We start from the raw sequence: 22,448 nt of genomic DNA, 5'->3' as shown, positions 1-22,448 counted from the left end.
ACGGGCGAGACCGCTCAGGCGGCCTTCTTGCCCTTCTTGGCGGTGGTCTCGAGGATGCCGAGGATGTCGGATTCCTTCATGATCAGGAGATCTTCGCCGTCCAGCTTGATTTCCGTGCCCGACCACTTGCCGAACAGGATGCGGTCGCCGGCCTTCACGTCGAGAGCGACGAGTTCGCCCTTCTCGTTGCGGGTGCCGGAGCCGACGGCGACGACTTCGCCTTCCTGCGGCTTTTCCTTGGCGGTGTCGGGGATGATGATCCCGCCCTTGGTCTTCTCTTCTGCTTCGATGCGCTTGACCAGGACACGGTCATGCAACGGCCGAAAGCTCATGGGAACCTCCTCTGGAAATAGACAAAGGCCTGTTAGTCGGGCCGCGTTGTTAGCACTCCCGTTCGGCGAGTGCCAACGGACGCAGCAGAGTTAGGCGCACCCCCCGCCTCTGTCAAGCCGGCCGGGCCACAAAATCGGTGCTGCACATGCACAGGTCGGCAGGCCGCTTCCATCGGAATCTGAGTGCAACGCCGCAAACACTTGAATCCGCGTGATGTTTCTGCCATTTTCAAGTCTTGTCGGACGGGGTCGCTCCCGGGCCGGCATTGGGCGTTGGGCTTAACCATATGGACTTCGGGCCGCGTGGTATCATGAGCATGGATCGTCGCAACATATTGCGTCTCGGGCTCGGTTTGCCGTTCCTCCTGTCCGGGGGCGCGACAGAGGCGCTCGCCGGGACGCTGAACGATCAGATGCCGAAGCCCGCGCGCAAGCCTGCGCCTCCCGCCGCGCCGCGTGCCCTGCCCGTCATCATGCTCGACCCCGGTCACGGCGGCCGCGACCCGGGCGCCATCGGCCCCTCCGGCGCCTTCGAGAAGGACATCACCCTCGACCTCGCCAAGCGCATCGCCGCCCAGATCGAAGCCGGCGGCCGCTGCAAGGCGGTGCTGACCCGCAGCAAGGACGTTTTCGTCCCGCTGCAGGAACGCGCGATCAAGGCGCAGACCGCCAAGGCGGATTTCTTCGTCTCGATCCATGCCGATTCGGCGCCCAATCCGGATGCCCGCGGCCTGTCGGCCTATACGCTGTCGGAAAAGGCCTCGGACGGTCTCGCCGCCGCCATCGCCGACCGGGAAAACGCGGTCGACCTGCTACACGGTCTCGACCTCGGGGTGTCGGACCCGCAGGTCGCCGCCATCCTGTTCGATCTGTCGCGGCGCCATTCGCTGAACACCGCCCTCGCCCGCAAGGCGCATATCGTCAAGACTGCCGGCGCCAAGCTGCGGCTGCTCGACAATCCGCGCCGCTCGGCCAATTTCGCCGTGCTGAAGGTGCCGGACGTGCCGGCCGTGCTGATCGAGACCGGCTTCCTGTCCAACACCAATGACGAGTTGCTGCTGACCTCGGCCAAGAGCCGGTCGAAGATCGCCACCGTCCTCGCCGACGCCTTCACCGGCGCGGTCACGGTGGGCTGATGCCGCTTCTGTTCCGCCTCGCCCTCGTCGTCGCCGCGCTCGACGGTTTGCTCGGCGTCGGCCTCGGCGCTTTCGCCGCCCATGGCCTGAAGGCGACGGCGACGCCGGATCAGCTCGCCCTCGTGCAGACCGCTAGCCTCTATCAGATGATCCACGCCGCGGCGACCCTGGGCGCGCTGTGGCTCGTCGAACGGGGCCGGGTTTCGGTCGCGGCGCCGCTTGCCTTCGCGGTCGGGGCCTTCGTCTTCGGCGGCGCGCTTTATGCCATTGCCCTCGCCGATCTCCGCCTCGGCATGGTCGCGCCCATCGGCGGCACCATGATGCTGATCGGCTGGGCCTGGCTGCTGGTCAGCGCGGCGATCCGGCGCTGACCCCGGGTCGGCTTCGCTTTGCGCTGCCGACCGTTTCGGTCTAGAACGGGGACAAGCCACCAAAACCGGAACATCGGACCCGCGCCTTGAGCGTCTATTCCAGCCGTGAAGGCGACCGCATCCCGCTGGGATCGCGTCTTCTGTCGATCAACTGGGGCCTCGTGCTTCTTGTCATCGCCATCGCGGCGATTGGCGTCGCCATGCTCTATTCCAGTGCCGGCGGCAAATGGGACCCCTGGGCGGGGCGCCAGCTGGTGCGCTTCATCATCGGCCTCGGCGTCATGATCGTCGTCGCCCTGATCGACATCTCCCTTTATGCCCGCTACGCCTATTTCCTCTATGGCGTCACGCTGGTCGGCCTCGTCGGGGTCGAGGTCATGGGCTCGATCGGCATGGGGGCGCAGCGCTGGATCGACCTCGGCTTCTTTCAGATTCAGCCGTCCGAAATCATGAAGCTGGCGCTGGTGCTTGCCCTCGCCCGCTATTTCCACGGCGTGATGCCGGAACAGATTGGCCGGCCGACGGTGCTGATCGTGCCGCTTCTCATGGTGTTGGCGCCGGTCGCCCTCGTCCTCAAGCAGCCGAACCTCGGCACCGCCACCCTGCTGCTTGCCGGCTCGGGCGCCATCTTCTTCCTCGCCGGGGTGCGGCTGTGGAAATTCGGCATCGTCATCGCCGCCGGCCTCAGCGCCCTGCCCATCGTCTGGGAGTTCATGCACGACTACCAGCGCCGCCGGGTGCTGACCTTCCTGAACCCCGAGGCAGACCCCCTCGGCGCCGGCTACAACATCCTGCAGTCGATGATCGCCCTCGGCTCGGGCGGGGTGTTCGGCAAGGGCTATCTGCTCGGCACCCAGAGCCAGCTGCGCTTCGTGCCCGAAGTCCATACCGACTTCATCTTCCCCCAGCTGGCGGAAGAATTCGGCATGATCGGCGGTCTACTGCTGATCCTCCTCTACATCTGCCTCTTCGGCTATGCGCTGGCCATCGGTCTCGGCTCCCGCCACCAGTTCGGCCGGCTGGTCGCGCTCGGCATCGGCACGCAGCTGTTCCTCTATGTCTTCATCAACCTGTCGATGGTGATGGGGCTCATTCCGGTGGTCGGCATTCCGCTGCCGCTGGTCTCCTATGGCGGCTCGGCCACCATGACACTGATGATCGGTGTCGGCCTCATCCTCTCCGTCTCCGTGCACCGCGAGCGGCGCCTGCCGCGCCGCCTCGATCACAGTTGAGTGTCATGAAGAAACCCGGTACCGGCGTATTCCGTGAGCCTTCGGCGGCCGAAACCCTCGTGGTCATGGCCTTCGGCTGGCCGGAGGAGCGGATTTCCATCGGCGCCATCGTCGACATGCTGGCGGAACGCGGCTTCGGCCTGCTGATCCTGCTGCTGGCCCTGCCGACCTGCCTGCCCATCGCGCCGCCCGGCCTGTCGGCCATCGCCGGCTTTCCCATCGCCGTCATCGCCCTGCAGATGGTGGCCGGCCTGCCCCGGCCCTGGCTGCCGAAACGCGTGCTCGCCCGCAGCCTCGCGGCCGAGGACCTGCGCAAGGTGGTGCGCGGCGGACTGCCGGTGATCGAGCGCGTGGAAAAGGTGCTGAAGCCCCGGCTTTCCGTGCTGACCGGGCCTTTCGCGGAACGCATGGTGGGGCTGCTGATCGCCTTGCTCGGCCTCATGCTGGCGAGCCCGATCCCCTTCACCAATATCCCGATCTCCTTCGCCATCCTGTTCCTGGCCCTCGGCCTCATCGAACAGGACGGCTTGATGACCTCGATCGGCATCGCGGGCGGCATCGCCGCCATCGGTTTCCTGGTTTACATGACCGTGCTGTCGTGGGACGCGCTCAGCGGCTGGCTGGGCGGCGCCATCTGAGATCGGTCAGGGCTTGCGGGTCCATTCTTCGGTGCCGGCGGCCTTGGCGCCGATGGGGGCCCAGCGCCCCTTCAGCCCGCCGTCGGGCATCATGATGTAGACGGCGACCGCCGCCTCCTTGCTGGACGGGTCCTGCCAGGTCACGGCGAGCGTATCGCCAAGGCGCAAGCCCACACCCTCGACCTTCTGACCCTGACCGGTCCAGTCGAGGTGATAGACATCGCCTTCCAGCGTCACCGCGACATCGGCGGCATAGGTGCCCGGCTCGCCGCCGTTCTGGCCGGTGACGAGGTAATTGCCGGTCAGGTCCAGCCCCGCCTGGGCGAAGGCCGGCGCGGCAAGGCCGACAACAAGGCCGGCGCCAAGGGCGAAGCGGCGGATCGCGACATTCATTCCCGAACTCTCCCCATCAGAATCGCGCGGCGTTCAGGCGCCGCGTTCCGTCTCCAGGCTGCGCTCCAGCACCGCCAGTTCCGTTTCAAGCCGGGACAATTCCGCCGCCCTCGCCGATTCGGCCCGTTCGGTGAACGCCCCGGTCACCTCGTCCAGCATGGCGCCGATTTTGGCAAGACTGGGGTGAGCGTCGCCACGCAGCTGGTGAATCCGCAAGGCATGTTCGCCCAGCCGGCGGCCCAGCCCGAGATAGAAGGTCAGCAGCCGGCGCTGGGCCATCGCCTCCTCGGGATGCTCCTGCACCTGATAGACGACGGGCAGCGCCACATCCTCGAGCCGGCGCAGGCGGCGCGCCACCGCGGACGGCGTCACCCCGGCCAGATGGTTGATGGCATCGAGGTGACCGTCGGCGAGGGTGAGGATATCCGCCGCCGCGCTGCCGCCGCCCTGCCCGGCATCCGCACCGGGCAGAAGGGCACCGAAGATCAGCTGCAGGGCGGCATAGGCCGCTACCCCCGCCCCGATGGAAAGCGAGGGCGCGTCGCCGAGCCAGAGATAGAAGATCAGGAAGGCAACGCCGCCGCCGAGGCCGGCGGCGATGTGCCGGATCAGGTCCATGCCGCCCTCAGCCGCGGATCAGCCGCGCCTTCAGTTCGGATTCGATCTTCAGCAGCTCGCCCTCGGCCTGTTGGCGGCGGCCGCGGCCTTCGGCCTGGATCTTCATCACCTCGTCGATGGTCGAGATCAGGTCGCGGTTCACAGTCTGCAAGGTCTCGATGTCGACGATGCCGCGCTCCGCCTCGCGGGCGACGCCGATGGTGCCCTGCTTCAGCATCTCGGCATTCTTGCGCAGCAATTCGTTGGTGGTGTCCGTCACCTCGCGCTGCAACTCCAGCGCCCCCTGCGAGCGGGCGATCGAGATGGCGATGACCATCTGGTTCTTCCAGATCGGGATCGTGTTCAGGATCGAGGACTGGATCTTCTCGACCAGCACCGTGTCGTTGCCCTGGATCAGGCGGATCTGCGGCATGGTCTGCAGCGTGACCGTCTTCGACAGGCGCAGGTCCTGCAGCTTCTTCTCGAAACGGTCGAGGGCCTGACGGGCATCGGCCAGTTTCTGGGCGTTGAGCTGGGCAAGGCCGGGATCGGGGTCGTTGGCCGCGGCTTCGAGCGCCGGCAACACTTTCGTCCGCATGTCGGCCAGCAGCTCCTCGCCGGCACGGATATGCAGGTTGAGGGCGCGGAAATTCTCGAGGTTGCGCTCGAACAGCATGTCGAGCATCACGACGTCGCGCAGCAGCTGGTCCTTCGCCTCCTCGAGCTTGAGGACGATGCGGTCGATCTGGCTCGCCACCTTCTCGTAGCGGCCGAGGAATTTGCCGACCTCATTGGCGGCGCTGCCGAACAGCCGGCCGATGAAGGAGGGCGACTTGTTCAGGCTTTCCGCGTCGAGCCCGCGCACCTTCATCAGAAGGTCCGACAGGGTCTCGCCCACGACGCCCGAATCCTTGGCCGCCACGGTCTTCAGGATACCGTCGGCGAATTCGGCGATGCCGCTCTGCACCTTGGTGCCGAACTGCAGCACGGCGGCGCTGTCGGTGATGTCGATGCCTTGCTTGATCTCGGTCACCAGCGCCGCATCCACGGGCTCCAGCGCGACCGAGGGCGACGGGCTGCGCGACAGCTCGGTCTGCGCCAGCTCGATATTCTTCGACGGCTGCGGCACCACGTTCGACATTCAGCATCTTCCTGCAAGGGGCGATCGCCGCAGTATAGCGACCCCATCCGGCCGATGCGAGGTCAGGCCGCCTGCAGGCCCACGGGCGGCGGCACCGGATGGCCGTCCGCCCGGACCAGGCCCATGCGCACCAGCATGTCGAGATGGCGGGCGAAATGGCGGGCGGCGGTCGGCCGGTGCCAGCCTTCCAGCCAGTTCTGTTCGAGAAAGGCGAGCACGCCCGGCTGGCCCAATTCGACTTCCCACAGGATGCCGAGCAGGGATGCCAGGGTCTCCTCCTCCTCCCGCGTGGCGAAATCGGTGCAGAGGGCGGCGTTCGCCTCCTCCACCCGGCCCGATTCGGGACCGGCGCCGAGACCGAAATCGAGCAGCCCGCGCCGCTCGGGCGGGGAGACCAGGTAGTGGGTGACCTCATGCACGATGACGCTCGCCTCCGACCGGGTGCGGAGGAAGCGGCCATCCCACGAGAACGCCTGCTGCGGGGCCTCGTCCAGCGTCTCGAGGCCGAAGTCATGGGCGAGGCGGACCGCCCGATCACGGTGCTCCGCCGTATCGACGCCGAGGGGGATCAGGTCGGCGCTGTCCATGACGAAGGCGAAGGCGGCGCGCGCATGGGGCGCCTCGACTTCGAGATGGGCGTCGAAGGCGGCCCGGATGGCCGGCAGATCGGCGATATCGACACGCGAGAGGATCATGCCCCGTGCTTTATGCCGAAGCGCCATGCCAAGGCAAGACTGGCGGCCCCCTGCCCGCCCGCCTATTTTGTCGCAGCAACGAACAAAACGACGGGGGAATCCATGTCCTTGCCGGCACAGGCGGCCATGAACGCGGGTGAAGTGCAGAGCTTCCTCGAACAGGTCTTCGAACAGGCGATGCACATCAAGGTCGAGGAAACGGCGCCCGGCTTCTCGCGCTGCCGCTTGCCCTTCGACACGAAGCACCTGCGCCCCGGCGGCACGATTTCCGGCCCCAGCATGTTCCAGCTGGCCGATTGCGGCCTCTATGCCATGGTGCTCGGCACCCTCGGCCCGGTGGCGCTGGCGGTGACCACCAACCTGAACATCAATTTCCTGCGCAAGCCCGGCCCGCGCGACATGATCGCCGAAAGCCGCGCCCTCAAGTTCGGCAGCCGGCTCGTCATCGGCGAAGTCTCGCTCTATTCCGATGGCGACCCTGACCTGGTCGCGCATGCCACCGGGACGTATTCGATCCCGCCACGCTGATCAGCGAAAGACCCGGAAGGTCAGCCAGGCGAGGACCAGCACGCCGCCGATCACCAGCATCCCGTTCGTCGACTGCGCCTGATCGAGCAGATCGTCGAAGGAATTGCGGATTTCGACCGGCGGCAGGTCCGAGCGGATGACCAGCCAGTCCCAGAAGGCGGTCCAGACGTAGGTTACAACTCCGGCCATGGTTGTGTTCCGGCAAGGGCGACTGTGCCGGTGCAGCGTAAGTCCAAAAACGCCCGGACGCCAGTAGCGGCGCCGATGCCACGCAGGCTGGACTATTTCCGCCCCCGGGCTGGAAAAGCCTTGATTCCCCTGCGTCAATCGTGCTCATACCAAGGTCGTATGGCAGCATAATGAGAATCATCTTTTTATGTTGCCACGCCGATAGGTGAAGCGATCTCTCCTCCGCTTGCTTGATCGGAACGGCCGCAGCGCAACGTCGGGTTGCGATTTCGGGGCTTCGGCCCAGTATCGCGATTTTCGACGCGGCCCATACTTTAAGCCCGCCGTTCACTCTGGCCCTCGAACGGCGGGCATTTTTTTGCCCGCGCGGTCCCTATTCGTCGTGATGATGGTGTCCGTGGGGCGTCGGCGCCTCCTCGGTCGGCACCAGCACCAGACGGCCGTGCTGCACCCCCCTCTCGGCCATCACGTGATCGGCGAAATGGCGGACCTCGCCGGCCTTGCCGCGCAGCAGCGCGACCTCGAGGCAGCGGGCATCGTCGAGATGGACATGGGTCGTCGCCAGCGACAGATCGTGATGATCGTGATGGGCATGGGTCAGCCGGCTGGCGAGGTCGCGCCGCTCGTGATCGAAGACATAGACGAGGGCGGCGACGCAAGGGTGATCCCCCTCCTCGCCCAATCGGGCTTCACGCAGGCCCGCCCGCACCAGATCGCGGATCGCCTCGGACCGGTTCTCGTACTGGCGGGCGGCCATGAAGCCGTCGAGTTCGGCGGTCAGATCGAGATCGAGGGTGATGGTCACGCGCTGCATGAAGGAAACTCCGCCGGGTCGGTATGCCGCGCCAGCCTAGGCAGCTCTCTGCCGGCCGTCGAGAGCGCGTGCGGTGGCTGGCGCGGGACGCCGGCTCGTGACAGATTGGCGCCATGCTTCGCACTGCCGCCCTGACGATGACCCTCGCCCTGCTGCACGCCGCCACCGCCGCGCCGGCGCTGGCCGAGCGAGCGCAGGACGGTCAGGCCCGGCCGCGCTACAACACCGAATTGCCGCCCGATGTCAGGGAGAACATCCGTGTCTACCTGCGCCGCACCCTGCCGCCCATGTGGTGGTATGAAGACCCGCAGCCGAGCGCGGTCGGCTACGACGTGACCATCCACATTCCCGACGGCTGGCAGGGCTCGCCGGGGACGGCGCTGCTGAATTTCTGCCCGCGCCCGAGTGACCCGGTCTGGCACAAGCTGCGCCAGATCGACCTGCAGGCGAAGCAATATTCGGTCGCTGGCGCCGTCGTTACCTGTCGGCCGCGATGAGGTCGACCAGCTTGGCCCGGGCCTGGGCGCGGGCGACGAAGATGAAATTATTGTAGTAGATTCGCCCCTCGAGCCGGTGAGTGCCCGCCTCGTTCAGGGCCGTAGTATCCTGATGCACGGCCGGATCGAAGGCTTCGATGGGGCGCAGCCCCGTGCCGTCGAGGAAGTAGCCGGTGTAACCGAGAGGCTCCAGCCGTTGGCGCAGCGAGGCGACGGCGCCGGGGCGGTGCCGCTCCTCCGCCTCGATCAGCAGGGTGGGCAGGTCGCGCCCGATGATGCCGAGGCCGCCGTCGATCACCGCGATCTCGTGGCCTTCGACGTCGATCTTCATGAAATCGACCTTGTCGCGCAGCACATCGTCGAGGCGCCGCTTGGGCACGGTGAAGCTCTCGGTCGGGGCATCACCCAGCTTGGCGAAGGCCGCCGCCTCGACGGTGCCGAGGGCGGCCGCGTCCACCGGGACATGCAATACGACTTCGCCGACCGTATCGCTCAGCGCGCAGCTGTCGACCTTCAGGCGGCCGGCGGCGATTGCCCGGCTGAAACGCAGCTCCATGACCCGGACCAGACGGGGATTGGGCTCGAAGGCGAAGATGCGGGTGCCGAAGCGCAGCAGCCAGTAGGTGTAGAGACCGCGGTTGGCGCCGATGTCGCAGACCGTCTCGCCCTTCGAGACGAGGCGGGGCAACAGGCGCATCTCGGGCTCGCCATCCTTCATCGCGCGGTTATCGCGAATATCGGCGAGCACGCCGAACAGCCGGGGAAACCGGGACTCGATCAACGACTTCAGGTGTGCCAGCACGACATTGTCCTTCGGGGCTTCGCGATACTGGGCAACAGAAGACACGAAATCGGTGCCCACCGCCAGTGTTCACCCCGCATTGCGGGGCGACCGGCGCCTCGCGCCTTGACTGTTGTGACGGCGGCGCCATGCTTCAGGCGTCGAATGAGCGAACGCAGGGAATCGTCGGGGCATTCATGATTTTCTGGACACACGGATTGATCAATCGCCTCGTGCGTCTTGGGGATCTGGCGGCCATCGCCATCGCCTTCATCGCCGTCGGCGTGACCTGGCGCGGTCCCGGTCTTGGCTTCAATATGCTGCAGTTCGGCCTCGCCGGCCTGCTGTTCCTCGTCCTGTTCGTGCGGCTGATGGAAGCCTCGAACAGTTACCGGGTGGAGCGTTACCGCAATCCGCTGTCGTCGATCCTGCGGCCCGCCCTGATGACGGCGATCGCGCTGCCGGTCACGGGCATCGTCGTCGGCATCTATAGACCGGAGGTGTTCGACCTGGGCGCGGAGATGCTGCGCTGGCTGGGGTGGGCCGTGGTCGCCCTGGCCGCCAATCGCTTCATCGCCAAATTCCTGGTGGCCAAGGCCTTCCGCGACGGCCTGCTCAGGCGCCGGGTCGCCATTGTCGGCGTGACCGAGAAGACGGACACGATCATCGAGAGCCTGCGCAGCGACGACCAGCGCCACACCTACGAGATCCTCGGCATATATGACGACCGCGGCCCGGACCGCCGGGCGGAATCGGTGCAGGGTGTTCCCGTCATCGGCAAGGTCGAAGACCTGCGCAAGGCGGTCAGCGCCTCCTCGGTCGATGTCGTGATCCTGGCCCTGCCCTGGGTCGCCATGACCCGCATCGACGGAATGCTGGAGCGGCTGCAGGGTTTCGCCGCCGACCTCCTCGTCCCGCTCGAGAGTCACGACCTGCGCACTGGTTTCGCTTCGACCGTCACCATCGCCGGGATGCGCTCGCTGTGCATGGCGCATCGCCCGCTGAAGGGCTCGCAGGGCGTGCTCAAGGCGGTGGAGGACAAGGTGGTCGCCGTGATCGGCCTGACCCTGACCGCGCCCATCCTGCTGGGCGCGGCCATCGCGATCCGCCTGACTTCGCCGGGGCCGATCCTGTTCCGTCAGCGCCGCGTCGGCTTCAACAACCAGACTTTCGACGTCTTCAAGTTCCGCACCATGACCGTCGACCCCAATGACGACGGCACACGCGGCACGCCCAAGGACAATCCCCGCATCACCAGGGTCGGCGCCTTCCTGCGCCGCAGCAGCATCGACGAACTCCCCCAGCTCCTCAATGTGCTGAAGGGGGACATGTCGGTGGTGGGGCCACGGCCCCATGTGCCCAACATGCTGGTCGGCAACAACACCTATCTCGAGGCCGTGCGCCAATATGCCTTCCGCTGCCGGGTGAAGCCCGGGGTGACTGGCCTTGCCCAGATCAACGGCGCGCGCGGCGGCATCCACACGGTGGAAAAGGCCCGCAAGGCGGTCGAATTCGACATCGCCTATATCGAGAACTGGTCGCTGTGGCTCGACATCAAGATCATGGCGAAGACGGTCATCGTCGGCCTGTTCGGCAAGGACGTGTTCTGATGGCCCTGCGGCCCGCCACGGCCCTCGCCGTGGTTCTGGCCGGCCTGTTCGGCGGCACGGCGGCGCGGGCGGCGGAGGCGCGGCCCTTCGTCGTCTATCATGAAAGCTGGCTGGAACGGCCGGCGACCGGGGCCATCGCCACCACCCTCGCCTTCATGCCGGCCTATGCCAACACGGTCGTGCTCGCCTTCGCCCGGCCCGACATGATCTATCCCGGCCAGCTCGACCTCGGGGCGACCGGCCTCGAATATCAGTTCGGCGGCCCCATCCTGCGCGACGCGATCGCCATCCTGAAACGCGACAACCCGGGAGTGCGCGTGCTGCTCGGCGTCGGCGGCGATGGTTACAAGGAAGGCTGGCCGGCCTATGATCCCGTCGCCGCCGCCCGCCTTGTCGCCGATCTCGGCGCCGACGGCATCGACCTCGATTACGAGCCGCCGCGTCCCGATTGCCGACCGTCCGGCGAGGCGGGCCGCATCGCCTGTGCCAGCGACCCGATCTGGCGCGATCTCGTGCGCCGGACGCGGGCCGCCCTGCCCCGGCCGGCGATGCTGTCGATCCCGGTCTGGAGCGTCGGCGCCTATGGCGAAGGCGACTACGCGGCCGCCCGGCCGGTCTCGCCCTATACCGGCGTCATGCTCGACCTGCTGCGCTCGCCGGAGGCGGCGGAGGTCGATCTCCTCTCGATCATGAGCTATGAAGCCGGCCCGGACTTCGATCCGCGCCAGGCCTTCCGCGCCTATCGCCATTATTGGCAGGGGCCGCTGACCATCGGCATCAATGTCGTCTCCAGCATTCCGGGCGACGACTGGAGCCCACCCCGGATCGAGGCCATCCTGTCCGATCTGGCGACGCCGGCCGACCCGGGCGCGGGCGCCATGCTCTATGCCGCGCTTCAGCGCACGTCGGACGGCAGCGCCAACGGCCGTCGCAAGCTTCAGGATATCTGCCGGGGCCTCGGCCTCTCCGGCTGCGATGCCACTCTGCCCTGACGCCCGCGTCAGGCGCGCGGCTGCCGGCCTTCGGGATGGATGGCGACGAGATTGCCCCAGCCCTCCGGCACGCTTTCACGCGCCAGCAGCCGGCCGTCGGCCTGACGGATGAAGAAGTCGTAGCCAAAGGCCTCGATCGCGCGGAAGGCGCCGGACTTGTCGTCGCCGCGATGCTTCTGCAAGTCGGCGTTCACCTCGAACAGGATGATCGGCCGGTGGCGGGCGATGGTTTCCGCCGCCCCGGATATCACCTGTGCCTCGACGCCCTCGACGTCGATCTTCAGGCAATCCAGCCGGCCGGGCGCCAGTTCGGCCATCAGGCGGTCCAGGGTCGTCACCTCGACCTCTTCCGTGCCGTGGTGGCTGCCGTCGGTCAGCAACGAAAACGTCTGGGGATCGTCGCCGACGAAGACATGAAAGAACGTGGCGCGTCCCTCCCGGTCGGAGACAGCCTTGCGCACCAGCCGGATCTGGGTGAAGTCGGGATTGAGCGCGACATTGGCCGCCAGCCGGTCGGCCGACAGACGCCCCGGTTCCACGGCGACGACAAGGCCAGCAGGCCCCACCAGCGGCGCCGCCCGCAAACTGTAGATGCCGATATTGGCGCCCACGTCGATGAAGACATCACCGGGGCCGATCAGGCGGTCGAGAAAATGCAGGTCGATCTCGGCCCAGTCGCGCATCATGTAGCACGAGACCGAAGTATAGCGGAAATCGGCCGGCACCTTCAGCAGACCGGCACCCGGCGCGATGCGAAACAAAGGCTCGCGCCGCAGGCAGACCCAGAACACCAATGCCGCGCCGCGCCAGAGCGTTGCCAGCGGGGCCGAGCGGAAACCCGGGTGCGCCAGTAGTTTACGAACCCGCCTGACCAAACGCAGCACCGTGATCTCCGTCAACTCGGCTCCGCGACGGTCGATTGCGCGCGCCGCCGGGCAAGATAGACCGACAGCGCCGCCGCCGTCGCGAATTCGCCGGGCGTAAACATGACGGAATAAATGATACTGGCAATAGAGACGTAAAGGATCAGATCGCGCAACGCGAGCGCCATCGGATCACCATCGGCGGCATTGCGCCAGGCGAAGTAGAGACAGCCGAGCAGGCAACTGGCGATCAGCAGGACTCCCAGCAGGCCGTATTCGAACATGATGCCGACCCAGCCCAGATCGGCGAGGAAGAACTGCGCGTCGCCGAAGACATCGGCCATGGTGACGGCGCTGAACCTAGTGATCGAGCCGACGCCGAACAGCAGGCGCAAGGGATCGCCGAACATGAAATTGAACGCGAGGGCGAGCGAATTCTGCCGGATGGTCAGCGAGCCGCCCAGATTGCTCTTGGCCGATTCCCCGATCATGCCGGTGGCGACGGCGAAGATGAGAACCGCCGCCGCCATGACGCCGCCCAGGATGACGAGGCTGCGCAGTTGCCGCGGCAGCGCCGTCGTCACCGCCCAGCCGACCAGCAGCAGACTGACCGCGATCGCCGTGCGCTGCTTGTAGATCAGGATTTCAGCGAGAATACAGGCGACGGCGAGGCCCAGCAGCCACAACCGCCCGCGCCCGGCGACCGCCTGACGCGCGCACCAGAAGACGAAGAGATTGCCGAAGAACATCGGCATGTAGATGCGATAGCCACGCTCGAACTCGAACATGAACAGCTTGCTGTCGGCGTTGTTGCCCTGATAGGCCGAGGCCGGCATGACGATCCACAGGAGTACCATCAGCCCGAAGGTGGTCGCGCCCAGGATCACCAGTGCCCGTTCGACCTGTGAAGCCTTGGGCTTCGCCACCATCAGCAGGCCGAGCAGGGAAAAATAATAGGTCAGGGGCCAGGACTTGGCCGTGGTCGCGAGGCCATCGAACAGGCCGTTGCCCAGCTGGATCATCGACACCATGGGTGTCACGCCGAGGACATAGGCCAGCATCAGGAGAAACAGCAGGGTGAGCGGCGGCTTCGCCCTTGCGATGCCCACGGGCACCAGGGCGAGCGTCAGGGCCGGCCAGGCCTTGGACAGGTAATAGGCCGGCATCACGTCGATCAGATAATGGAAGCTTTGCCCGAACATGGGCAGGGTGAGCGCGAAGAGGAAGACGAGCGCGGCCCTGTGTTCCTCGGCCACGGACGGCAAGGGCGGCACCAGGGCACCGACCCGGGGCGCAGGCATCGGCGGCACGAGGCGCCCCGCCGGACGGAGGATCTGCCCCCGCCGCCGGACGGCCCGCACCTCCGGCCTGTTCACCTGCCCCCCTCGGCGGGCGGCAGGGCGGCGGGCGCGTGGGACTTGAGACCGAGGCGGGCCTTCACGGCGATCCACACCACCGGCAGGGACTGCTTGAACACACGCTTCGCGTGACGCCGCGGGTTCAGCATCAGACGATGCAGGGATTCGAGGGCAAGACGCCGCATCCAGGCCGGTGCCCGGGGAATGAGGCCGGTGGCGAAATGCAGCGAGCCACCGATGCAGAGGGCGACGCCCACCGCGCCGCCCAGCTCGATCGCGCGCAAGGCCACCATTTCGGACTGGGGACAGCCGCAGGCGATGAAGACATAGCGGGCAGGATTGGCGATGATGAAACGCGCCGCCGCCTCGATGGCCGCCGGGTTGGAGACAAGGCCCATCGGCGGCTCGTGATGCGCGATGCGGGTCAGGCCATATTGCGCCCGCAACTCGGCGAACAGCTTCTCGTCACCGCCGATGACGGTGATCGCGTCGTCGGGCCTGATATAGCGCCTGAGCAGCAGCGCGGTCAGATCGCTGCCGGCGGCGAGCGGCAGATTGAGCCCGAACAGCAGCTTGCCGAGAAGACGCAGGATCTGGCTGTCGCAGGTGACCAGCCAGGCATGGGCATGGACCCGCGCGAAATTGCGGTCGCCCTGATCGAGGGCGACGACATGCTGCGCATTCGGCGTCACGACATAGACGAGCGGCAACGCCGGATCGCGCCCGGCCACGGCCTCGGCGGTTTGGTTCACGTCGACCGGCGTGATCGACAGACCGAGGAAGTCTATGGCCGGAGGGAATTCCGTCGTCGTCATAGCGGGGGTACCGTGCGGCCGGTCTCGGTCTGCCAGGTGCGGTTGATCGAGTAGTTGAACTGCGGATCCCAGGGCAGCGTGTTGTCGAGATACTGCTCGACCCAGTGACCGACCTCGCCGACGAGGCTGCGCGGCACGAAGAGGAGATCGCCCGACACCAGCATGACGTCGTCCGCGGGGTCCATGCGCTGGATGAAATTCTGGATGTCGATCGTGCGCATCATCGGCTTTCCGTCCGGCGCGCGGCGGATCAGCACCACTTCATCCGGCCGCGCATCGTCGCGGAAGCCGCCGGCATTGATGATCACCTGCAACGGCGAAACCGGTCCCGTGACCAGATAGGCCCCCGGCGCGGCGATGCTGCCGCCGACATAGATCCGGGACGAGGCATAGGTCTTCACCTGCACGGCGACCACCGCGTCGGCGGCCAGGAAGCGGCGGGCGGCGACCTTGATCTTGCTCTCGAATTCGCCGGGGGTAAGGCCGGCGGCCACGATCTGGCCTGTGGTGCGCAGCCCGACCTGACCGTCCGGCGACACCGTCACTTCGTCGTCCATCTCGGGCGTCAGCAGGAATTTCACCTGCAGCGTGTCGCCAGGTCCAATCCGGTACTGCGGCTTGCTGTCGACCCAGGACGAGAAGAAATCGGGTTTGACCACGTCTTCCTGGATATAGACCTCCTGCCCCGTGCAGGCGGACAGCAGGCCGCCCGCCAGCAGAATGGCCGCGATGGGACGGGGGCGGCTTTTTCTCACAGCCATTTGTATATCCTCGAGGGAATATGGAAGCGACGGCCGGTCATGATGAAACCGAGGATGTCGCCCCCCGCCTCCAGCACCGCATCTCGCGTCCACACGGCCGCGGGCCCACGGCTGCTCTCGGCCTTCAGCATCAGGATGGTGGCATCGACGATGGCCGAGGCCCGCCGGCCGATATGACCGGCCGACAACGGCGGCGCCACGATCACGACGAGATCGAACGCCTGCTGTAGCGCCGCCACGCCCTCGACGGCCTGGCGCAGGGGGACGCGCAGATCGAAGACGGGGCTCGACAGAGGCTCGATCGCCACCTCGACATGCCCGAACCCCGGCAGCGGCGCGTGGCCGACATCGGCGGTCCGCCGCGTCGCCGCGGTCTGCGGCCGCAACCCCAGGGCCCGGGCGATGCCCTGACCGTCGCCCAGATCGACCAGCAGCACGCTCAGGCTGCGCTGCACGGCGCATTCGGTCAGCAGGCCCTGCAGCAGCGCGATATCCGCCGCATCCCGGTCGACCGGCAGGATGTGCAGGCTGCCGAGACCGCGGTCGCCAATCAGCGTGTCGAGGATCTGCGACGACAGATGGCCCATTTCCTCGTCCGAGGCCCGGTGCTTCGGCCGCGGCGCGCCAACCATGAAACTGGCCAGCGCGCTCAAGCCCAGCTGGCGCTCCGCCTCGCTCGGCAGTAGGTAGACCTGCCGATTGATGTTGGCGAGGAAGCCGCCGGCGATCCCCGCCAGAATGCCGCCGAACAGACCGGCGGCGAGGAAACTCCAGGCCATGGTCGCGCCGGTCACCGGAACTTCCGGCAATTCGATCACGCGCACATTGTTGGTCTGTTCCGCCGCCGCCTTCTCGTCCATCTTCACCGCTTCGGCGCGCAGGGCGTACTGGTGATAGACGTCCTCCATCACCTTCCGCGTCCGCTCCAGCTCGTGCAGCAGGAACTGTGCCTCGCGCAATTCGTCGACCCGGCTGGCCGCCTCCTTCGAGAGGCGCTCGAGTTCGGCGATCTGATCGTCGAGAGAATCGCTCTCGACCTCCAGCTCGAACAGCCGGGAGTTCATGAAATCGAGCGTGGGGTTACGCACCTCGCGGTTGATCTGATATTGCGGCTTGGCCTTCTCCCGGATGGATTCCTTCAGGAGAGCGATGCGCTTTTCGGTCTGGGCGCGCAGCGGAAAATCCGGCGCGTAGAGTTTCTTCAGGCCCTGCAGTTCGAGTTCGAGCTTGGTCAGCAGGTTGCGATCCTCGTCGTTCAGGATCTGGTTGGTCTGCTCGCCGTAGTCGAACAGACGCAACGGCTCGGCCGCCAGCTTCGCCCTGGCCGCCGTCACCTGCTCGATCACCATCGCGCGGCGCTCCTGTGCCTGGCGGGTTCGCTGCAGCAACACGTCCGACTGATTGACGGCGAGGATGATGTCCTGGTCGATCTCGATGGCGCCGTATTTCAGCTTCACCGCCCTGATCTGGGCGTCGATACCCTGCAGATCGTCAGCGAAACGGCGGACCTCCTCGTTCAGCAGGGGCGAGCGGACGACGTCGAAGACTTTCCGCCGCCGTTCCTGATAGGCCTTGATCACCGCCGAGGTGACGGCCGCCGCCAGCTGCGGATCGACATGGCGGAAACTGACGCCGATGACGCTGCTTTCTTCCCGCACCTGGGCCTTCAGATCGTCGCGCAGCCGCTCTACCGCGCGCTGCGACCATTCGTTTTCGTCGGCCGGCGGCAGCAGACCGAACAGCCGCCGCTTCGCGACCGCCGGGTAAAGCACCTCGGGCCGCATCTGGCGCACGACATCGGCGAGCACCCCGTCGGAGACGATGATTTCCGCCTCCGACTGGACGAGCTTCAGCCCGTCGATCGACAGGACCGAGGGTCCGGCGTCGCTCACCCCCTCGGTGCCACTGTGCTCGCGATTGACGAGGACGAGGATGAGACCGTTGGCCGTGTAGTATTTCTTCGCGGTCAGCGAGGCAGCGACCCCGATCAGCAGCGGAATCAAGCCGACGATCACGATCACCCGCCAGCTGTAGAAGGCGAAAATCAGCAGATCGCGAACGGTATAGCCGCCGCGTGAAGCCATTGGCGCCGACCGTGTTCCGGTACGCGTGGCTGCCCCCTGCTCCGTTGTCTGAGCCCCCGATGCCAAAATCGCCCCTTTGCCGCCGAACCAGTCTCACATTGGCCAAAGCGGTGCCGTAACTCAAGAACCTAGCGCGACCATTCCCTTGAGAATCAAGGCATTGGTGACAAAGCCGCTACTGGAATCCCAGCGCGAGCTGGAGCGAGCCGGCGATGAAGCCGGTTACCGCGCCAAGGACGAAGAATATCCACTCGTCCTCCTGGAACGCCGGCCGCAGCAGGTCCTGGAATTCCTCGGGCGAAAGCGCGCGTGTCCGCTCGGCGAGGAAGCGTGACAGGAATTTCGCCCGGTCCTTGTTGAAGGCCTCGTCCTCGAGCGGATCGAGCGCCATGGCGGTCGACTTCTCGGCGATGGAGCTCTTCAGCCCGGCATAACCGTCCGGCCCCATGGCCAGCTGCAGCGTCGTCCGGATCACCGGCGATTCGAGCATCGGGGCGAGATGCTTCTTGATCAGCAGCTTGGTCTTGCCCGATTGCCGGCCGACCAGGATCTCGCGGGTGATGCGGCCGATGGTCAGCATTTCGCTGGCGGCGAGTTCGGCGAATTTGTCGGCGATCTCGTTCTGGCGGCGCAGGAACACGCCCTGGAAGCGCCACGGCCCGATACGCACCGGCTTCAGTGGCCGGAACACCATGGAGAGGGCGATCCAGTTGGTGAGGAAGCCGAGCACGGCGGCATAGGCTGGCAGCAGCCAATGGGCCGGGATGAAATAGAACAGCACCATCTGCAGCAGGCCGAAGGCAAGGCCGATCCAGAAACTGGCGCGGATGACGAAGGCCAGTTCCTTGTTACCGACCTCCATGAACATGCGCACGACAAGGCTGCGGTCCGCCTCGACCTGATTGCCGATCATCTCGCGGATGTCGACCAGGTCTTCGGCATTGTCGATGATGTCGTCCATCATCGCGCCCATCACCTTGGACAACTGGCCACGGGCGTGATTATAGACCCGGTTGCGCACCAGCCGGGGCAGATTGGCCCAGAGCACCGGGCTCTGTTCCGACATCAGGTCGTCGACGTAATCCTCGATCCGGGCGGCGACCGCCTTGGCGACCTGCTCCGAAATCCGCTCCGGCTCCATCTTGCGCATGAAATCGCTGAGGGTGCCGATCTTGGCCAGGGTCTTGTCGACCAGGATGTTCGACATCTTGCGCGCCTTGCGCGGCACGACCCCCTGCCAGCCGAGGAACGGCTCGAGCACGCCCACATAATGCACGGGGTAAAAGACCATCTGCATGGCCATCCAGACGTGGACCCAGGTCACCACGGCCGCGACGATCGGAATGCTGACGAAGCCCCAGAAATCCGGCCTGCTCGTCAATTCGGCCCAGAACATGCCCAGATCCATCTATCTCCCCCGCGCCTTCCAAAGGGCGGTCTTGCGCCGCCTTCCGCATGATTATCCCGGCAAGGCCACCGCGACCAAGCCGGAACCCACCCGCTTTCGGGGCTTTGCCGCTCAGAGGAGCGCGGCCACAAGCCCGATGACCAGAAACACACCGGCGACGATGCCGTGCAGCAGCGGCAACTCGCTGCGCAGGACATTGCGCTGCATGGTCAGAAAGGCCAGCTCGTCCATCGCGTCCAGCCGCTCGCGCACCCGATGGCGCAACCGCCCGGCGCAGCGGCCGACCAAGGCCGGCTCCCGCGCGGCGACGGTCAGCAGGTTCAACAGTTCGCTCGTCGCCGACTCGATCATGCCCTGCATGGCCCGGGGCGAGACCACGAGATTGAGCAGCAGGCGCCCCGGCAGCCGGGCGAAGATCGCCGCCACCCGGCGCTCGACGATGGCGCGGGTGGCGATGGCGCCCCGGCCAGCCACCAGTTCGTCGATGACGATATCGAGGCGGAAGGATTCGTCGGCCACCGTATCGGCATAGAGCGTGGTGATCATCGCCCGCTCCGGCAGCAGGGGGGTGAGACAGCGCCGGGGCAGCCGGAAACGCCAGCCTGCCGGCGGCGGCAAGAACAGCCAGTCGACGGCAAGCCGGCTGGCGCCATAGCCCATGATCGCCCCGGCCAGCATGGGCAAGAGACCGGGGGCGAAGGCGGGCAGCAGCAGGGGCAGCAGGGCGAGCGCGGGCAGCACCACGGCAAGGGCACGGAAACAGGGCGTCGCCACGACGGCGATCATCCGCGAAAGCTCCAGCGGCCGGGCGCCGAAATAGCGTTCCTGCATGGCGGGCACGTCGATCAGATCGTCGATGGCGGCGACGATCTCGACCAGCGCCTTGTCGATGGCCCGGGGTACGTTGCGCGCCAGATGATCCTCGAACTGGACCTTGGCCGCGCCGGGCAGGCCACGCCACATCACGCCGAGATGCTTGCCGGCGACCCGGTGCAGGATCGCCTCCCGCTCGGCCGCGAAGGCCTCGTTCACCGCCGCGGCGATATCTTCCGGGCCGAGGGCGACGGCCAGTTCCTTCAGGGGGCCGACGGCTTCGAGGCTGAGGGCGCCGATCCGCCGGCCGATCTCGGCACTGCGGGCGGCGATCAGGGGTGGCAGCAGACCGTCGGCCCGCAGGCGCCGGGGCAGGCGGATACCCGTGAGCAACGCCCGCGACCCGGCCAGCGGCACCACGGCCATGGCGCATAGACCCAGCAGATAGAGGGCGAGCAGGATCACCGCCGTCCGTTCCCGGCAGCCCCGCCACGCCGGTCCATGCCATGCCCGGTCATTGCCTGTTCCCCCCTTGCCTGACCCTGACATGACGCAAGTCTTGGTCGGTCGTCAAGGTATTCGCGCCCGCGCCCCCCTTCGCAAGCGCCGACATTGCATGGTAAATGCGAAGGCGCTGGCGCGACCGGCAACCCGACCAGTTTCCGTTCGAGGGACGAGCCGCCGATCATGAAGACAGACGCCGAAAGGACCGCCCCGCGCGGGCGACCGCGCAAGGGCAAGGGGCGCGAGGAACGGACGCTGGCGCTGCGCCAGGCGATCATCGAATCCGCGATCAAGGAGTTCGCCGCCAAGGGCTATGCCGGCGCCTCGCTGCGCATGATCGCCGGGCGGACCGGGATCGAACTCGGCCATCTCGGCTATCATTTCGCGACCAAGCTGGAATTGTGGCAGGCCGCCGCCGCCGCCCTGTTCGACGTCATGCCGGCGCCGGGCGACCTGCCGCCCGCGACCTCGGCGGCGGAGGCGAGCGCCAACATCATCCGCCTGATCGGCGATTACGCCTCGTTCTGCGTCAGCCATCCCGAGCATATCCAGATCGTGTTCAGCGAATCCCCCATGGGGGGCGAGCGGCTGGACTGGCTGGCCGATAATTATCTGAACGCCATCGTCGCCGGGATCGCCCTGCATCTCGACGCCGCGCATCGTTTCGGCGTGCTGCGCGAAATTCCGGCCTCGATCTTCATTGCCGCCATGGTCGGCATTTCGGCGATCAATTTCGCCCTGCCGCCCTTGCGCGACATCCTGCTGCGCGGCGGTCTCGACCTCGGCCCGATGCAGGATCTGCTGCTGCGCTTCCTGCCGCCTGGCCCGCCAGCGACCGATTGAACCGCCCCGAAGACGATTGTGGCCGTTTGCACGGCGAATAGTCCCAAAGTGCAAATTTTGACGAATGACAAGTTTAGAGCGGCGGGCTATCAAACCCATGCGTGTGAGCCCTTATGCACGCTGCCCGCGGGTTTCGCCGGGCCGACTTGATGGCGTCGATGCCTTCATCGACGCCATTATTTTTGCCGCTAGTCTGCGGACGACTTGCAGGTCGTCCGATAGTCGGTCACCGGGGGCATGGCATCCTCGCCGGCGGTGATCACCGTCAGGCTGGCGGCGGCGCTGTCATATTCGAAGGCGCAGAAACCGAAGCCCGTGCCGGCGCAGGATTCGACTTCCGGCACGCGGGCGGCCAGCGTGGCTTCCCGGCCGGCGCCATCGGCTGACGGACCGGAGCGGGGAACCGGGCGCCAGCCCGCCGCGATCAGCCGGCGGCGCGCGACGTCGATGGGCAGATCGTAGACATTGGGCACCTTGACGCGGCCCTGACAGCGGCTTTCCTCGGCGGACAGCGGCGTGACCAGGACCGCGCCGTCGGGCGCGACATGGAGTTCGGCCACCGGACGGGGCAGGAAATCCCCGGTCCAGATGCGGATTCCCCGCGGCTCGAGCGGGGCGATGCCGCCGATGCTCAGGGCGGCGCCGCGCCGGGCATAGGCGATGGCGACGAGAGTCGCGCCGTCGAACAGGGCGATATTGCCCTCGTCCATCTCGCAGCTGCCGCTGGTGCCCGCCGTCATCCGGCCGACGAAGGCCACCGCCTGATAGGGCCCGACCGCGGCTTCACCGGTAACCGCCCAGCCCGCGGCCGAAACGATCCCCGCCGCCTCGGAGGTTGGGGAAGCGAGGAAATGGGCGCATTCGCCGCGCTCGGCGGCAGCGGCGGGTGCGGGCGGCAGTGCCGTCAGGGGCGTCAGCGCCAGTCCGGGCACCACGGTATAGAGCGCGGGTGTTCCCGTCGCGAAGGCCGGCGCCATGGCGCCGAGACCGGCCATCAGCACCGCCGCGCCGATCGCTGTGAAACACTTCATCGCCAAGTCCCCCCGAGTTCCG

The 22,448-nt window shown here is 66.7% G+C and carries 25 protein-coding genes; 9 read left to right on the top strand and 16 right to left on the bottom strand.

Annotated features, from left to right (window positions below; translation table 11 throughout):
* Positions 1-14: 14 nt before the first annotated feature.
* Positions 15-332, bottom strand: coding sequence for a co-chaperone GroES (gene groES / locus DKG74_RS00530; protein WP_109901545.1), 318 nt, complete (start codon positions 330-332; stop codon positions 15-17).
* 311 nt (positions 333-643) lie between these two features.
* Here groES and DKG74_RS00525 point away from each other — a divergent pair, with 311 nt between their 5' ends.
* The 4 genes from DKG74_RS00525 to DKG74_RS00510 all read left to right on the top strand — a co-directional run bounded on the left by DKG74_RS00525 (position 644) and on the right by DKG74_RS00510 (position 3,709).
* Entirely contained in the window at positions 644-1,468 is an 825-nt protein-coding gene (locus DKG74_RS00525) for an N-acetylmuramoyl-L-alanine amidase family protein (protein ID WP_243403984.1), read from the top strand.
* The gene (locus DKG74_RS00520; protein WP_207779185.1) at positions 1,468-1,839 is read left to right on the top strand and encodes a DUF423 domain-containing protein; all 372 of its coding nucleotides are present in this window, start codon (positions 1,468-1,470) and stop codon (positions 1,837-1,839) included. Before DKG74_RS00525 ends, DKG74_RS00520 begins: the two co-directional genes overlap by 1 nt.
* Before the next feature lie 86 nt (positions 1,840-1,925).
* Positions 1,926-3,071 carry a rod shape-determining protein RodA gene (rodA, locus tag DKG74_RS00515; protein ID WP_109901543.1) on the top strand — a complete coding sequence of 382 codons (1,146 nt, stop codon included), beginning with the start codon at positions 1,926-1,928 and terminating at the stop codon, positions 3,069-3,071.
* 5 nt (positions 3,072-3,076) lie between these two features.
* Positions 3,077-3,709, top strand: coding sequence for an exopolysaccharide biosynthesis protein (locus DKG74_RS00510; RefSeq protein ID WP_109901541.1), 633 nt, complete (start codon positions 3,077-3,079; stop codon positions 3,707-3,709).
* Positions 3,710-3,715: 6 nt separating this feature from the next.
* On the opposite strand, the gene DKG74_RS00505 is transcribed toward DKG74_RS00510, so the two are convergent.
* The 4 genes from DKG74_RS00505 to DKG74_RS00490 form a co-directional block, all read right to left on the bottom strand.
* A complete protein-coding gene (locus DKG74_RS00505; protein ID WP_109901539.1) occupies positions 3,716-4,102 on the bottom strand; it encodes a hypothetical protein in 387 nt (128 codons plus the stop codon).
* A 33-nt stretch (positions 4,103-4,135) separates the two neighbouring features.
* Complete coding sequence (locus tag DKG74_RS00500) at positions 4,136-4,720, bottom strand: hypothetical protein (protein ID WP_109901537.1); 585 nt, start codon at positions 4,718-4,720, stop codon at positions 4,136-4,138.
* A gap of 7 nt (positions 4,721-4,727) precedes the next feature.
* Positions 4,728-5,840 (bottom strand): toxic anion resistance protein, encoded by a 1,113-nt coding sequence (locus DKG74_RS00495; protein ID WP_109901535.1) that lies wholly within the window; start codon positions 5,838-5,840, stop codon positions 4,728-4,730.
* Between the two features lie 62 nt (positions 5,841-5,902).
* The gene (locus DKG74_RS00490) at positions 5,903-6,535 is read right to left on the bottom strand and encodes a hypothetical protein (RefSeq protein WP_109901533.1); all 633 of its coding nucleotides are present in this window, start codon (positions 6,533-6,535) and stop codon (positions 5,903-5,905) included.
* 102 nt (positions 6,536-6,637) lie between these two features.
* Here DKG74_RS00490 and DKG74_RS00485 point away from each other — a divergent pair, with 102 nt between their 5' ends.
* Complete coding sequence (locus DKG74_RS00485; protein WP_109901531.1) at positions 6,638-7,063, top strand: PaaI family thioesterase; 426 nt, start codon at positions 6,638-6,640, stop codon at positions 7,061-7,063.
* On the opposite strand, the gene DKG74_RS00480 is transcribed toward DKG74_RS00485, so the two are convergent.
* Both DKG74_RS00480 and nikR read right to left on the bottom strand, forming a co-directional pair.
* Complete coding sequence (locus tag DKG74_RS00480; protein ID WP_109901529.1) at positions 7,064-7,252, bottom strand: hypothetical protein; 189 nt, start codon at positions 7,250-7,252, stop codon at positions 7,064-7,066.
* Between the two features lie 373 nt (positions 7,253-7,625).
* The gene (gene nikR / locus DKG74_RS00475; protein WP_109901527.1) at positions 7,626-8,066 is read right to left on the bottom strand and encodes a nickel-responsive transcriptional regulator NikR; all 441 of its coding nucleotides are present in this window, start codon (positions 8,064-8,066) and stop codon (positions 7,626-7,628) included.
* 113 nt (positions 8,067-8,179) lie between these two features.
* Between nikR and DKG74_RS00470 the strand changes: the two genes are divergently transcribed.
* On the top strand, positions 8,180-8,563 hold the full coding sequence (locus DKG74_RS00470; RefSeq protein ID WP_109901525.1) for a hypothetical protein: 384 nt from the start codon (positions 8,180-8,182) through the stop codon (positions 8,561-8,563).
* Here DKG74_RS00470 and DKG74_RS00465 read toward each other — a convergent pair.
* On the bottom strand, positions 8,544-9,410 hold the full coding sequence (locus tag DKG74_RS00465) for an FkbM family methyltransferase (RefSeq protein WP_243403983.1): 867 nt from the start codon (positions 9,408-9,410) through the stop codon (positions 8,544-8,546). The two genes, DKG74_RS00470 and DKG74_RS00465, sit on opposite strands and share 20 nt — an antisense overlap.
* 152 nt (positions 9,411-9,562) lie before the next feature.
* On the opposite strand from DKG74_RS00465, the gene DKG74_RS00460 reads away from it, so the two are divergent.
* Together DKG74_RS00460 and DKG74_RS00455 are read left to right on the top strand one after the other, a co-directional pair.
* The gene (locus tag DKG74_RS00460; RefSeq protein WP_165837459.1) at positions 9,563-10,954 is read left to right on the top strand and encodes an undecaprenyl-phosphate glucose phosphotransferase; all 1,392 of its coding nucleotides are present in this window, start codon (positions 9,563-9,565) and stop codon (positions 10,952-10,954) included.
* Positions 10,954-11,946, top strand: a complete 993-nt coding sequence (locus DKG74_RS00455) for a glycoside hydrolase family 18 protein (RefSeq protein ID WP_109901521.1) — start codon at positions 10,954-10,956, stop codon at positions 11,944-11,946. Before DKG74_RS00460 ends, DKG74_RS00455 begins: the two co-directional genes overlap by 1 nt.
* A gap of 8 nt (positions 11,947-11,954) precedes the next feature.
* Here DKG74_RS00455 and DKG74_RS00450 read toward each other — a convergent pair whose 3' ends face one another.
* The 7 genes from DKG74_RS00450 to DKG74_RS00420 form a co-directional block, all read right to left on the bottom strand.
* Positions 11,955-12,830, bottom strand: a complete 876-nt coding sequence (locus tag DKG74_RS00450; protein ID WP_133251453.1) for an FkbM family methyltransferase — start codon at positions 12,828-12,830, stop codon at positions 11,955-11,957.
* Positions 12,831-12,841: 11 nt separating this feature from the next.
* Positions 12,842-14,185 carry a hypothetical protein gene (locus tag DKG74_RS00445; protein ID WP_133251452.1) on the bottom strand — a complete coding sequence of 448 codons (1,344 nt, stop codon included), beginning with the start codon at positions 14,183-14,185 and terminating at the stop codon, positions 12,842-12,844.
* The gene (locus DKG74_RS00440; RefSeq protein WP_109901515.1) at positions 14,182-14,982 is read right to left on the bottom strand and encodes a WecB/TagA/CpsF family glycosyltransferase; all 801 of its coding nucleotides are present in this window, start codon (positions 14,980-14,982) and stop codon (positions 14,182-14,184) included. Before DKG74_RS00440 ends, DKG74_RS00445 begins: the two co-directional genes overlap by 4 nt.
* On the bottom strand, positions 14,979-15,743 hold the full coding sequence (locus tag DKG74_RS00435; protein ID WP_243403982.1) for a polysaccharide biosynthesis/export family protein: 765 nt from the start codon (positions 15,741-15,743) through the stop codon (positions 14,979-14,981). Before DKG74_RS00435 ends, DKG74_RS00440 begins: the two co-directional genes overlap by 4 nt.
* Positions 15,734-17,827 carry a GumC family protein gene (locus DKG74_RS00430; RefSeq protein ID WP_109901513.1) on the bottom strand — a complete coding sequence of 698 codons (2,094 nt, stop codon included), beginning with the start codon at positions 17,825-17,827 and terminating at the stop codon, positions 15,734-15,736. Before DKG74_RS00430 ends, DKG74_RS00435 begins: the two co-directional genes overlap by 10 nt.
* Before the next feature lie 175 nt (positions 17,828-18,002).
* A complete protein-coding gene (locus tag DKG74_RS00425; RefSeq protein WP_109901511.1) occupies positions 18,003-19,235 on the bottom strand; it encodes a DUF445 domain-containing protein in 1,233 nt (410 codons plus the stop codon).
* Between the two features lie 111 nt (positions 19,236-19,346).
* Entirely contained in the window at positions 19,347-20,513 is a 1,167-nt protein-coding gene (locus DKG74_RS00420; protein WP_109901509.1) for a hypothetical protein, read from the bottom strand.
* A 222-nt stretch (positions 20,514-20,735) separates the two neighbouring features.
* Between DKG74_RS00420 and DKG74_RS00415 the strand changes: the two genes are divergently transcribed.
* Complete coding sequence (locus tag DKG74_RS00415; RefSeq protein ID WP_109901507.1) at positions 20,736-21,395, top strand: TetR/AcrR family transcriptional regulator; 660 nt, start codon at positions 20,736-20,738, stop codon at positions 21,393-21,395.
* A 188-nt stretch (positions 21,396-21,583) separates the two neighbouring features.
* Here the strand turns inward: DKG74_RS00415 and DKG74_RS00410 are convergent, their stop codons facing one another.
* Positions 21,584-22,426, bottom strand: a complete 843-nt coding sequence (locus tag DKG74_RS00410) for a hypothetical protein (protein WP_109901505.1) — start codon at positions 22,424-22,426, stop codon at positions 21,584-21,586.
* Positions 22,427-22,448: the final 22 nt, after the last annotated feature.

Source organism: Zavarzinia aquatilis (assembly GCF_003173035.1).
In the GTDB taxonomy this organism is placed as follows: Bacteria; Pseudomonadota; Alphaproteobacteria; order Zavarziniales; family Zavarziniaceae; genus Zavarzinia; species Zavarzinia aquatilis.
Note: the sequence above shows the minus strand (reverse complement) of the source record. Positions and strands in the feature narration are given on the sequence as shown.